This is a genomic window from Pseudomonas sp. GW821-FHT07G10 (assembly GCF_059418545.1).
Map to the genome: position 1 here is coordinate 1 of NZ_JBWKQB010000011.1, position 12,599 is coordinate 12,599.

Consider the following 12,599-nt stretch of genomic DNA (forward strand, 5'->3'; position numbering starts at 1 on the left):
CCTGAGTCCTGTTGAATACAGAACTCAGGCCGCTCAGGCATAGATAGATAATCGTCCAACTTTGTGGGGTCAGTTCAGAGCGTGGGAACGATCTGCCCTGCTAATCCTCGCTCGTATCCTTGATCAAATGCGCCGCCAGGGTCCGCAATGGGCCGAGCTGGCGGCAAATCAGTGCCAGCTGGGTTTGCACCAGCCGCTGGCCTTCGTCGATTTCATCCGGCATCTGTTCCAGCTCATTGGCCAGCGCTTCTTCGGCATCGCTCTGAATCGCAATCGGCAGTTTGCTTGCCAACCCCTGAGCGATTTCATCGATGCTCGCCGCCAGGCTGACGCCGGCGCCGTCGATCAACTGCTCGCGCACTGGCGGCGGTAACGGGGTTTCACGGTGGGCACCGAGGCCCGACAGGTAGCTGAGCAAGGTGTGGGAGAGCACCAGAAAGCGGAAACCGACGTCGGCTTCTTTGCGAAAATGCCCCGGCTCCATCAGCATGTTGGCCAGCGTGGTCGACAGCGCCGCATCGGCGTTGTGGGCATTGCGTCGGGCCAGGCGATACGCCAGATCGTCACTTTTGCCGATGGCATATTGCTGCATGATTTGCCGCAAGTAGATGCTGTTGCAGGTCAGGGTATTGGCCAGCACTTTGTTCAAGCGTCGACCTTGCCAGTCCGGCAGGAACAGGAACACCGCAAGCCCCGCGATCAGGCTGCCGAGCAAGGTATCGAGCAGTCGTGGCAGGAATAGCCCGTAACCATCGCCGACCTGATTGAAGCAGAACAGCACCATCAAGGTGATCGCCGCCGTGGCCAGGGTGTAACGGGTGGTGCGGTTGATAAAGAACACTATCCCGGCGGCGATGGCGAACAGCGACTGGATCAGGGAGCTGGGGAATAGATCGAACAGTGCCCAGGCCGCAGTCAAACCGATCGCCGTGCCGATGACCCGTTGACCAAGCTTGCGCCGGGTCGCGCCATAGTTCGGCTGGCAGACGAACAGTGTGGTGAGGATGATCCAATAGCCTTGGGACGGGTGAATCAAATGCACCATGCCGTAGCCAATGCTCAAGGCCAGGGGTAAACGCAGGGCATGGCGGAACAACAGCGAAGTTGGTGTCAGTTGGGTTCGCAGGCGCGTCCAGACGTCCTTGAGGTTGCGCGGCGAACGGTCCAGCAGACTGCTGTCGGTGGCGTCGGCCAGGCTGTCGGGGTTGCTCGCATCGCTGAGCAGCCGGTCGAGGGTGCTCAGGTTTGCCGCCAGGGCACGCAAAGAGCGCAGCAAGCCGCGCCAGGCCGGGTTGCTCTGGATGCGCAAGTGTTCGAGGGAGGCGTGCAGGTCGCTCAGCGCTTCGGCGAAGTTGGCGTCATACACGAACGGTTGGCGCAACTGAATCGTCTCGGCCAGTGCCCGGCAGGCTTTGCCTTGCTGGCGTAGCAGGCGCTGGCAGCGAAACAGCACGTCGCTATGGAAAAAGGCTTCGGCCAGCGCGTTGTAGGGATAGTGAGAAGAGCTGGCGCGTTCGTGGATGTCCTGGGCGAGGAAGTACAGCTTCAGGTAGCGGCTGACTTTCGAGCCCGGTCGGCCATTGCCGACCCGATGCAGAATGATTTCCTTGGCGGCGTTGAGCGCTGCGACGACCCGGCCGTTTTGCTGGGCCAGTTGCAGACGCCGCGCCTCGACATCCATCTGCCGGATCGGCTCGAACAGCAACGACTTCAGCTTCAGGTAATAACCCAGCTCACGAAACAGCCGGGCGAGACTCTGTTGCACCGGCTGGTTGGAAAACAGCGCCTGCCACAGCACGGATAGCAGGCCGTACCAGGCGGCACCGGCCACCAGCAGCACCGGCTCATGCCAGAAGTCGTTGACCGCGCCGCCGCGCTGGTCCACGCCAATCATGGTGTAGACCGAGAGAATCAAGGTCGCCGAAGCAATCGCACCGTAACGTTCGCCCAAGGCGCCGAGCATGGTCAGGCTGAAACTGGCCAGCGCCAGAGCGCCGACAAAAATCAGCGGGTAGGGGAATAACAGTTCGACGGAAAGCGCCGCGACGCTGAAACAGACCAGGGTCACGGCCAAGGCATTCAAGCGGCCTTGCCAGCCGTCGTCGGTCTCGGCCAGGGCGCTGGCGATAATCCCCAGGAACAACGGGATCAGCAGCCCCATTTCATCCTGATACCAACACAGCGCCATCGTACCGGTCAGGGCGACGAATACCCGCACGCTGTAGCTGAATTTATCCAGCGCCCAAAGGCGCCGCAGAGACTGACGGAACGAGGTCGATGACATGAAGTGCGAAGGCCTTCCGGGGCAATGCAGCTAAATTGAGCCAGTAATGACGTCGACGCAATGGCGTCGATCACATCTGACAGCAAAATCTGTTCCGTGGGAGCAACTGTTGGATAACACCATGTAGCAGCTGCCGCAGGCTGCGTTCCAGGACGCAGTCCTGGCAAGTCAGGCGCCGCGATTTGCCTGGCACACCGCACTGTCTGGTTTTACGACTGCCGCGCAGCCGGACGCAGGCTGCTACGCAGGAGGTCTGTGTTGATTAAACGTATTGCGCGGCCGCGTAACCCGAGGCCCAGGCCCACTGGAAGTTGAAACCGCCGAGGTGCCCGGTGACGTCCAGTACTTCGCCGATGAAATACAGCCCTGGGCTTTTCAGTGATTCCATGGTTTTGGATGACACTTCGCGAGTGTCCACGCCGCCCAACGTTACTTCCGCGGTGCGATAACCTTCGGTGCCGGCCGGCACCAGTTTCCAGCTCGCCAGCTTTTCGGCGATATCGGCCAACTCAGCGTGGGTGTACTGCTTCATTGGCTTGGAGGCGAACCATTGTTCGGCCAGCAGGTTGGCCATCTTCTTGGTAAAGATCTCGCCAAGCAGGGTTTTCAACTCGCTGTTGGGGCGTTCGGCTTGTTGCTGTTGCAGCCAGCCCGGCACGTCGTAATCGGGCAGCAGGTTGATCTCCACGGTGTCGCCCGATTGCCAGTACGAGGAGATCTGCAAAATTGCCGGGCCACTCAGGCCGCGGTGGGTGAACAGGATGTTCTCGCGGAAACTCTGATCGTTGCAGCTCACCAGGCAATCCACCGAGGTACCCGACAGCTCGCCGCACAATTCTTTGAGCTGATCGGTGATGGTGAACGGCACCAGCCCTGCGCGAGTCGGCAGCAGCTCATGGCCGAATTGCTTGGCCACTTGGTAGCCAAAACCGGTAGCACCGAGGGTTGGAATCGACAGGCCGCCGGTGGCGATCACCAGGGATTCGCAGGTCAACTGCCCCAGGGTGGTTTCCAGCAGGTAGCCGCTCTCGAGTTTTTCGATCTGCTGGATCGAAGTGTCCAGGTGCAGGCTGACGCCGACCTGTTCGCACTCCTCGAGCAGCATGGCGAGGATGTCGCTGGATTTGTTATCGCAGAACAACTGGCCGAGCTTCTTCTCGTGGTACGGCACGCCGTGCTTGGCCACCAACCCGATGAAATCCCATTGGTTGTAGCGGGCGAGGGCGGATTTGCAGAAGTGCGCGTTCTGCGAGAGAAAATTGTTCGGTTCGGTGTACATGTTGGTGAAATTGCAGCGCCCACCACCGGACATCAGGATTTTCTTGCCGGCCTTGTTTGCATGGTCGATCAACATCACCTTGCGCCCACGCCCGGCGGCGGTCAGTGCACACATCAAACCTGCGGCGCCAGCGCCAATGATCACGACTTCGGTAGAGCGCAAAACGAAACCCTCAACATGTTCGATCGTTCCCACGCTCTGCGTGGGAACGCCGCCTTGGACGCTCCGCGTCCGCTTTTGTGACGCAGAGCGTCACGGGATGCATTCCCACGCGGTAGCGTGGGAACGATCATTGTTGCGATGTTCTTACAAAATCCGCACGCGCAGCGACCGGCCTTTGATTTTGCCTTCGCTCAAGCGCTGCACAGCCTGCTTGGCGATTGTGCGTTCCACGGCCACGTAGGCCTGGAAGTCGAAGATCGCGATTTTGCCGACCTGGGCACCCGGGATGCCGGCATCGCCGGTCAGGGCGCCGAGGATATCGCCCGGGCGAACCTTGTCTTTACGGCCGGCGCCGATGCACAGGGTGCTCATGGCCGGCAGCAGCGGGGCGCCGCCCTGGGATTTCAGGTTGTCCAGTTGGTCCCAGCTCAGTGGCGATTTCTGCAGCAGCTCGATGGCCTGGGCGCGATGGGCTTCGGACGGCGCGACCAGACTGATCGCAATGCCTTTCTCACCGGCACGACCGGTACGGCCGACGCGGTGGATGTGGATTTCCGAGTCACGGGCCAGTTCGACGTTGACCACCATGTCCAGCGCATCGATGTCCAGACCGCGAGCGGCGACGTCAGTGGCGACCAGTACCGAAGTACTGCGGTTGGCGAACATCGCCAGCACCTGGTCACGATCACGCTGTTCCAGGTCGCCATGCAGGCCGACGGCGGAAATGCCTTTGGCGGTCAGGTGATCAACGGTTTCCTGCACCTGCTGCTTGGTGAAGCAGAACGCCACAGTGGATTGCGGACGGAAATGCGCGAGGACCTTGACCACCGCGTCCATGCGCTCTTCCGGCGAAATCTCGAAGAAACGCTGTTCGATCTGCGTGTCGTCGTGGAACGCCTCGGCCTTCACTTGCTGCGGGTTGCGCATGAACTTCGACGCCAGCTGCTTGATGCCCACCGGGTAGGTGGCGGAGAACAGCAGGGTCTGGCGACGCTCCGGGGACTGGGCGATGATTTCTTCGATGGAATCGTAGAAACCCATGTCGAGCATGCGGTCGGCTTCGTCGAGGATCAGGGTGTTCAGTCCATGGAGCACCAGCGAACCCTTGCGCAGGTGCTGCTGAATCCGGCCCGGGGTGCCGACGATGATGTGCGCGCCGTGTTCCAGCGAACCGATCTGCGGGCCGAAGGACACGCCGCCGCACAGGGTCAGGACCTTGATGTTGTCTTCGGCGCGGGCCAGGCGACGGATTTCCTTGGCGACCTGGTCGGCCAGCTCACGGGTCGGGCAGATGACCAGTGCCTGGCAGCCAAAGAAGCGCGGATTGATCGGGTTCAACAGGCCGATACCGAAGGCGGCGGTTTTGCCGCTACCGGTCTTGGCCTGGGCGATCAGGTCCATCCCCTTGAGGATCACCGGCAAGCTTTGCGCCTGGATCGGCGTCATCTGGGCATAACCGAGGGAGTCGAGGTTAGCCAGCATGGCGGCGGACAGCGGCAAAGTATTAAAAGCGGTGGCGATGGTGGTCACGGGACTGGCCTGCAAAACAAAATGTCGCGCAGTGTACCAGTCCCAAGCATTTTCCCCGCAAGTTATGGACGAAAAGTAGCCAGGTGCGGGCACCTTTTGTCAGAAACTACGGCTCGATGTGCTCTTGCGGACGGCGAATACGCCGGCCGTCTTTTGGCGACAGTTGCAAAAAGATCGCCGCAGCCAGCATTGCCATGATGCCGACGGTCACGAAGGTCAACTGGAAGGCGCCCAAAACGCTGTTCACACCGTCGTTGCCCACCTCAGCGGTAAAGCCGCCGAGCAGAGCACCGGCACAGGCCACGCCCAGACTCAGGGATAGCTGTGCGACCACCGACAGCAGGCTGTTGCCGCTGCTGGCGCTGGCGTCGTCGAGGTCGATCAGGGTGACGGTGTTCATCGCGGTGAACTGCAACGAGTTGACTGCACCGAGCAGCGCCAATTGAAACAGCAACAACCCGTAAGGCGTTTGTTCGCTGACCAGCCCCATGCTCGCCAGCAGTAAACCCAGCGCCAGGGTGTTGCCGGTGAGCAGGATCCGATAACCCAGGCGTTCGATCAGCGGCCGGGCGATGGATTTGGCGATCATTGCCGCCGCGGCCAGCGGCAGCATGCTCATCCCGGCCTGGGACGGCGAATAACCGAGGGCGATTTGCAGCAGCAACGGCACCAGAAACGGCAGGGCGCCGCTGCCCAGACGGGCGAACAGGTTACCGAGGATGCCCACGGCAAAGGTCCGGGTCTTGAATAGCGACGGTGCAAACAAGGGGTTGTCGATGTGCCCGGCCCGCAGCCAATACGCCGCGAGGCAGGCCATGCCGCCGAACAGCAGCAACATCACCCGCAAGTGCGGCAGGTGCAGTTCGCCGAGACCCTCCATGGCGATGGTGATCAGTACCATCGCCGCGCCGAAGAACAGGAAACCGAGGCCGTCGAAGCGCGTGCGCTCGCTGCCGCGCAGGTCGGGAATGAAGCGCCAGACGGCGTAGCAGCCGATCAGGCCGACCGGCAGATTGATCAGGAAAATCCAGTGCCAGGTCAGGTACTGCACCATCCAGCCGCCCATGGTCGGGCCGAGCAGCGGGCCGAGCAGGCCGGGAATGGTGATGAAACCCATAATCCGCACCAGATCAGAGCGTGGGTAAGCCCGCAGCACCACCAGCCTGCCTACCGGCAACATCAGTGCGCCGCCCAGACCCTGCACGACCCGGGCGCCGATCAGCATGTTCAGCGAGTGGGATAACGCGCAGAGCAGCGAGCCGATGCTGAACAGAAATATCGCGCCGAAGAAAATCTTTTTGGTGCCGAAGCGGTCGGCGATCCAGCCCGAGGCGGGAATCAGCAGGGCCACAGTGAGCATGTAGGCGATGACCACGCCTTGCATGCGCAGCGGGTCCTCCGCCAGATCCCGGGCCATGGCGGGCAATGCTGTGTTGAGGATTGTCCCGTCGAGGGACTGCATGAAAAACGCGATGGCCACTACCCACGGCACCCAGCGGGCGGTTGTTGCATCAAGCGTCGGGCGGTTGGGCATGGGACCTCTTGTGAGTGTGAGTCAGTGATCGTTCCCACGCTCTGCGTGGGAATGCAGCCCGTGACGCTCCGCGTCACAGTTCAAGAGCGGACGCAGAGCGTCCATGGATACACTCCCACGCAGAGCGTGGGAACGATCGTCACTACAGGGGCAACGTGCGTCACTACAGGGTCAACGTGAGTCGGCTGACCAGTGCTCCCGGCAGCAGCGCCGAGGCGGTTTGGCGCTGGCTGTAGGTACTGGCCGACAAAATCAGTTCCCGCTCGCGGGTCAGTGCTTCCAGTTGCGAGCCGAGCAAGCTGTAGGCGCTGTCGTCGAAACGCATGGTGCTGACCGGTGCCTGTATCTCGCCGTTTTCCACCCAGAAGGTGGCGAAGCGAGTCATGCCGGTCAGGCGTGCTGCCGGCAGGTCCGAGTAGTTCAGGTACCAGAGGTTGCTGATGTACAGGCCCGTTCCCAGTTGCTTGAGAATGTCCTCCTGCGCCAGCGAACCCGCCGCCATGTTCAATGCACTCGGCGCTTCGCCGCTAGCGGCGCCGTTGGCGGTGAGGCCGTATTCGGCGGCACTGCGCGAGTTGACCAGTTGCGCATCAGCCTGGCCGGCATTGATCAGCGTCAGATCGCTACGCGGATAACCCTCGCCGGAAAACGCCGGGCTCAGCGAGCCTGTCACTTTCTCATCCAGAGACACCAGCGGGCTGAACGCGCAATCGCCGCCGTACAGTCGTTGCAGCGGACTGCTCTTGCTGGCGATCGAGCGGGCTGAAAAACCGCCCCAGCAGAGCATGCCCAGAATTTCTTCAAGGGCAGCCGGCGCGAGGTAAGCACGGTACTGTCCCGGCGCCAACGTGCGCAGGGGGCGGCTCAGGTATTGCAACTGCTCGCGGGCCTGCTGGAAGCGCTTGGCGAAACCCTCGCTGCTCCAGTCATGCCCGGCGTAGCTGGCTTTCACCGCTTGGCCGTTGGCGTGAAACAGGCTGAAGTCGAAGTTGAAACTGTTGGCCTGATGCCAGCCAAAGGCCCCGGCCGAGCTGGCGAAGCCACGGCTGACAGGACCGGCAGCATAGAAGCCGACCAGGTCGAGCCCGTCAGCGGCACGGCTGATGGCTTCAACGACCTGGGCGGTGTCCGGTAGTGGGTGGTCCTGCACATTCTGGCTCTGCCAGCCGTTGTAGTTGAGCAACAGATACGGGTCCTGCGGCAACAACGGCAAGGTTTCGCGCAGCTGTTGCAGGCCTTCGGCCAGGCGCTGACGGTCGACTTGCGGGTCGCCGGCGAGGGTGATGCCGAGGTTTGCATGACGACCATCGTCAATCAGCTTGAAGCTCAGGCTGGCCTGCTGCACATGCCCGGCCTGACGCACCTTGGCATGGTTGAAACGAATGAACTCCGAGGATTCGGCGTCGTAGCTCAGGGTGAATTGCTCTGGCTCGCGCAGGTTGCCCTGCAACCAACCGACCAGTGCCTGGAATTGTTGCTCCTGACTCATGGCAGTACTCATCAGGCATCCCCTCCAAACACATCAACGTTGCTGAATACGCAGGCGGGCGATGCATGGCCGACGCGGATCACCTGATTTGGCTCGCCTTTGCCGCAGTTCGGCGTGCCGAGGACCTTGAAGGTGCCGGCGTCACCGACGGCGCTGAGGTTGCGCCAGAACTGCGCGGAAATGGCACGGTAGTTGGGGTTCTTCACGACGCCCTTGAGTTCGCCGTTTTCGATCAACTGGCCCCATTCGCAGCCGAACTGGAATTTGTTGCGCGCATCGTCGATCGACCAGGAGCGGTTGGTCGACATCAGCACGCCGTGCTCGATACCGCCGATCAGTTGCTCAAGAGGCTGATCGCCCGGCTCGATATTCAAGTTGGCCATGCGATCGATCGGCGGACGGTTCCAGCTACAGGCGCGGCTGTTGGCGACGCCGTCGAGGCCGGAGCGGTATTGCGACAGCGCGCCGCCCAGCGGACGCAGCAGCAACCCGTCACGGATCAGGAATTGTTTGCTGGCGGCCGTACCGTCGTCGTCATGGCCGTAGCTGGCGAGCTGTTCGGGAATGTCCGGGTCGAAGGTCACGTTGAGCAATTTGGAGCCGTATTGCAGGCTGCCGAAGTCGCCGGCTTTGACGAAACTGGTGCCGGCGTAATTGCGCTCGTCGCCGAGGATGCGATCCAGTTCCAGCGGGTGACCGATGGACTCGTGGATCTGCAGCATCATCTGGTCCGGCATCAACAACAGGTCGCGCGGGCCTTGCGGGGTGTTCGGCGCCAGCAGCAGTTGCAGGGCCTGGTCGGCCACTGTTGGGCCGGCGCCCACCAGCCCGCAGCGGCTGATCACGTCGGCGCCGCCCTGCTGGCCGAAGTTCTCGCGGCCCAGGCTGCGGGTCTGGCTGTCGCTGCCGTCGTAGGCGGTAACCTCCAGGCTCGGGTAGACGAAACGCTGCGCCTGGCGCAGTTCGGCACCTGCACTGTTGAGGTAGATCTGCTCGACATTGGTGATGCCGATGCTCACTTCCCAGTTCACCAGCCGCTGGTCTTTTGGCACGGCGGCGGATTCGTCTCCAAGTAACTGGTAGCAGTCACTCAGGGATGGGAAGGGGTGTTCGAAGTTCGGTGACAAGTAATCGCCGCGCTCGCTGGAAACCGGCTGTTGGCGCAGGTCGAGCAGGGCGTGGGCGGCGATCAACCGGGCTTGCTGCTCGGCCCGTTCGAGGGCGGCTTGCAGGCCGGATTGGGAAAGATCGTTGGTCGCGGCATAGGCTTCAACGCCGTTGACCCGTGCGGTCAGCATCGCGCCTTCGTCGCGGCCAAGGTGTGGGGGCTCTGCAACGTTCTTGCGCACCGACAGGTACTGGCCCGACTCACGCACGTAGCGCAGCGAAAAGAATTCAGCGCCTGTGCGCAACGCAGCGAAGCGCTGCTTGAGCTGGGGGTGGAAATCGAACATGCGGGGAACCTCCTTAAAAAGATCGTTCCCACGCTCCGCGTGGGAATGCAGCCCGTGACGCTCTGCGTCACATCCGAAGCGGACGCGGAGCGTCCATTGAGGCATTCCCACGCAGAGCGTGGGAACGATCAGGTGGTAAGGCGGTTAAACCGGGCAACCCTTGGCGCGCAATATGGCGTCGAAGCGATCCGGGTCCAGGGTGCCGGCTTCAATTGCTGCCAATGTCGCTTTTTCGCGGGCCAGCAGGTCGTGGCAACGCACCAACAGTTCCGGCAGTTCGCTGCGCGATGCGGCCACCACACCGTCACCGTCGCCGATCATCAGGTCGCCTGGTGCGACGAGCATCCCGGCACAGGAAATCGGCACGTTGATTTCACCGCCGCCGTCGGTGCTCGGGCCACGGTGTACGCCGCCGATGGCGTAGGCCGGCAGTTCACCGGTTTGCCATTCGTCGAGGTCGCGCAGAGCACCGTTGATCACCACGCCGACGATTCCGGCTTTCAGCGCCATGGCGCGCATGATGCCGCCGAACACTGCGCGAGTCAGGTCGGCGCTGCCGTCGATCACCAGCACGTCACCGGGGCGGGCCATCTGCATGGCTTTGAGAATCATCAGGTTGTCGCCGGGGCGCACGCGCACGGTCAGCGCGCTGCCAAGCATCGGAGCGTTACCGTGGAAGGCTTTGAGACCCAGGCCACCGACATTGCGGCCCAGGCAATCGCTGACGGCAGCGGCGGGGATCTTGCTGAATTCCTTCAGCCATTTTGGATCGAGGGGTTCAACGTTTGGATTGATCAGGAAGCCGGTGGGCCATTTGCTCGAAGAAACGACATCAAACATGAGTATGCCTCGTGGCCAGCCAGGTGGCGGCTTGTCGATGGGGGCGGGGGGTGAAACGTTTGCGCGGTGACTAGATTAGGCCTGCGCGGGGGGTGGGATCAAGGGTGAAGCGGGTTACCGCAGGAGGTGATGTGTTGTTTGGTCGGGCGCCATTCGCGAGCAAGCCCGCTCCCACATTGGATTTGCGTTGAACACTTAATAGTGACTCGACACAAAACTAATGTGGGAGCGGGCTTGCTCGCGAAGGCAGCACCGCGGTGTAACGGTTACTGCGCGGTTGGGCCCACTTCACGCAGTGGCTTGCCACGTACCGGGGCGTTGCCCGCCACATAGTACTTGGCCTTGCTGCGAGGCAGTGGCTTGCGACCACGGATCTTGTCGGCGATTTTCTCGGCGATCATGATCGTTGGCGCGTTCAGGTTACCGGTGGTGATCAGCGGCATGATCGAGGCGTCGATCACGCGCAGGCCTTGCATCCCGTGGACGCGACCCTGGCCATCGACCACGGCCATCTCGTCGGTGCCCATTTTGCACGAGCAGGACGGGTGGAACGCGGTTTCGGCGTGTTCACGGATGAACTTGTCCAGTTGCTCGTCGGTTTGCACCTCGATGCCCGGGCTCAGTTCGCGACCACGGAAGGCGTCGAGTGCCGGCTGCTGCATGATTTCACGGGTCAGGCGGATGCCGTCGCGAAATTCCTGCCAGTCTTGCTCGGTGGCCATGTAGTTGAACAGGATGCTCGGGTGCTGGCGCGGATCCTTGGATTTGACCTGGATGCGGCCGCGGCTTGGCGAACGCATGGAGCCCATGTGCGCCTGGAAACCGTGCTCCTTCACACCGTTGCTGCCGTTGTAGTTAATCGCAACCGGCAGGAAGTGGTACTGAATGTTCGGCCATTTGAAGTCCGGACGAGTACGGATAAAACCACCGGCCTCGAACTGGTTGCTGGCGCCGATACCGGTGCCGTTGAACAACCATTCGGCACCGATGGCCGGCTGGTTGTGCAGCAGCAGCGAGGGGTACAGCGAGACCGGCTGGGTGCAGGCGTACTGCAGGTAAAGCTCCAGGTGGTCTTGCAGGTTCTCGCCAACACCTGGCAGATCGTGAACGACCGGGATGTCCAGGCTTTTCAGCAATTGGGCCGGGCCGACGCCGGAGCGTTGCAGGATCTGTGGCGAAGCGATCGCGCCGCTGCACAGCAGCACTTCCTTGCGTGCACGGGCTTCAACGCGCTCTTCGGCGCTGCCCACCAGGTAACGTACGCCAACGGCACGTTTGCCCTCGAACAGAATCTTGTCGGTCAGAGCGTGGGTGACGATGTGCAGGGTCGAACGCTTTTTGGCGATGTCCAGGTAGCCGCGTGCGGTGCTGGAGCGACGGCCTTTAGGCGTCACGGTACGGTCCATTGGACCGAAACCTTCCTGCTGGTAGCCGTTCAGATCTTCGGTGCGCGGGTAACCGGCCTGCACGCCTGCTTCAACCATCGCGTGGAACAGCGGGTTGTTGCCGGCTTTGGGCGTGGTCACGCTGACCGGGCCTTCGCCACCGTGGTAGTCGTTCGGGCCGATGTCGCGGGTTTCCGCTTTGCGGAAGTACGGCAGGCAGTCCAGGTAGGTCCAGTCTTCCAGGCCAGGGTTTTTCGCCCAGCCGTCGTAGTCCATGGCGTTACCGCGGATGTAGCACATGCCGTTGATCAGCGAAGAACCGCCCAGGCCCTTGCCGCGACCGCATTCCATCCGACGGCCATCCATGTGTGGCTCTGGGTCGGTTTCGTAGGCCCAGTTGTAGCGACGGCCTTGCAGCGGAAACGCCAGGGCCGCAGGCATTTGCGTGCGGAAGTCGTAACGGTAGTCCGGGCCGCCTGCTTCGAGCAGCAGCACGGTGACGCCTTCGTCTTCAGTCAGACGGGTCGCCAGGGTGTTACCGGCAGAGCCGGCACCAATGATGATGTAGTCGAATTCTTGGGACATTGAATGCACCCTCTTTGATGTTGGGTCAGGTGGGGCCGTTGCGAGTGCTGCGCACTC

General features: G+C 61.9%; 8 protein-coding genes. All 8 read right to left on the reverse strand.

Going from position 1 to position 12,599, the window contains the following annotated elements; genetic code table 11:
• Window positions 1–100 precede the first annotated feature (100 nt).
• Complete coding sequence (gene yccS, locus AC07O1_RS14235) at window positions 101–2,284, reverse strand: YccS family putative transporter (RefSeq protein WP_495089125.1); 2,184 nt, start codon at window positions 2,282–2,284, stop codon at window positions 101–103.
• A gap of 262 nt (window positions 2,285–2,546) precedes the next feature.
• Complete coding sequence (locus AC07O1_RS14240; protein ID WP_495089126.1) at window positions 2,547–3,725, reverse strand: BaiN/RdsA family NAD(P)/FAD-dependent oxidoreductase; 1,179 nt, start codon at window positions 3,723–3,725, stop codon at window positions 2,547–2,549.
• A gap of 144 nt (window positions 3,726–3,869) precedes the next feature.
• The gene (gene dbpA / locus AC07O1_RS14245) at window positions 3,870–5,207 is read right to left on the reverse strand and encodes an ATP-dependent RNA helicase DbpA (RefSeq protein ID WP_495089191.1); all 1,338 of its coding nucleotides are present in this window, start codon (window positions 5,205–5,207) and stop codon (window positions 3,870–3,872) included.
• A gap of 154 nt (window positions 5,208–5,361) precedes the next feature.
• Entirely contained in the window at window positions 5,362–6,789 is a 1,428-nt protein-coding gene (gene mdtD, locus AC07O1_RS14250; RefSeq protein ID WP_495089127.1) for a multidrug transporter subunit MdtD, read from the reverse strand.
• A gap of 163 nt (window positions 6,790–6,952) precedes the next feature.
• Entirely contained in the window at window positions 6,953–8,290 is a 1,338-nt protein-coding gene (locus AC07O1_RS14255) for a TldD/PmbA family protein (RefSeq protein ID WP_494990647.1), read from the reverse strand.
• A complete protein-coding gene (locus AC07O1_RS14260) occupies window positions 8,290–9,732 on the reverse strand; it encodes a TldD/PmbA family protein (RefSeq protein WP_495089128.1) in 1,443 nt (480 codons plus the stop codon). Before AC07O1_RS14260 ends, AC07O1_RS14255 begins: the two co-directional genes overlap by 1 nt.
• A gap of 144 nt (window positions 9,733–9,876) precedes the next feature.
• Window positions 9,877–10,572, reverse strand: coding sequence for an RraA family protein (locus AC07O1_RS14265; RefSeq protein ID WP_029297314.1), 696 nt, complete (start codon window positions 10,570–10,572; stop codon window positions 9,877–9,879).
• Window positions 10,573–10,838: 266 nt separating this feature from the next.
• Window positions 10,839–12,542 carry a choline dehydrogenase gene (gene betA, locus AC07O1_RS14270; RefSeq protein ID WP_495089129.1) on the reverse strand — a complete coding sequence of 568 codons (1,704 nt, stop codon included), beginning with the start codon at window positions 12,540–12,542 and terminating at the stop codon, window positions 10,839–10,841.
• Window positions 12,543–12,599 lie beyond the last annotated feature (57 nt).